Below are 382 nucleotides of genomic sequence, written 5' to 3' on the forward strand. Positions count from 1 at the left end.
CTGCAGTGTACAGCGGTCAGGAGGCCATTGATGCCGGACTGGCTGATGAACTTGTTAACAGCACCGATGCGATCACCGTCATGCGTGATGCACTGGATGCACGTAAATCCCGTCTCTCAGGAGGGCGAATGACCAAAGAGACTCAATCAACAACTGTTTCAGCCACTGCTTCGCAGGCTGACGTTACTGACGTGGTGCCAGCGACGGAGGGCGAGAACGCCAGCGCGGCGCAGCCGGACGTGAACGCGCAGATCACCGCAGCGGTTGCGGCAGAAAACAGCCGCATTATGGGGATCCTCAACTGTGAGGAGGCTCACGGACGCGAAGAACAGGCACGCGTGCTGGCAGAAACCCCCGGTATGACCGTGAAAACGGCCCGCCG

Annotated in this window: 1 protein-coding gene; it reads left to right on the plus strand. The window is 59.7% G+C overall.

The features are described 5' to 3' along the window. Positions 1 to 382: S49 family peptidase (locus J0A69_RS22455; protein WP_236033097.1), on the plus strand; the 382-nt coding region annotated here is incomplete at both ends.

This window comes from Algoriphagus pacificus (assembly GCF_017254845.1).
GTDB lineage: Bacteria > Bacteroidota > Bacteroidia > Cytophagales > Cyclobacteriaceae > Algoriphagus > Algoriphagus pacificus.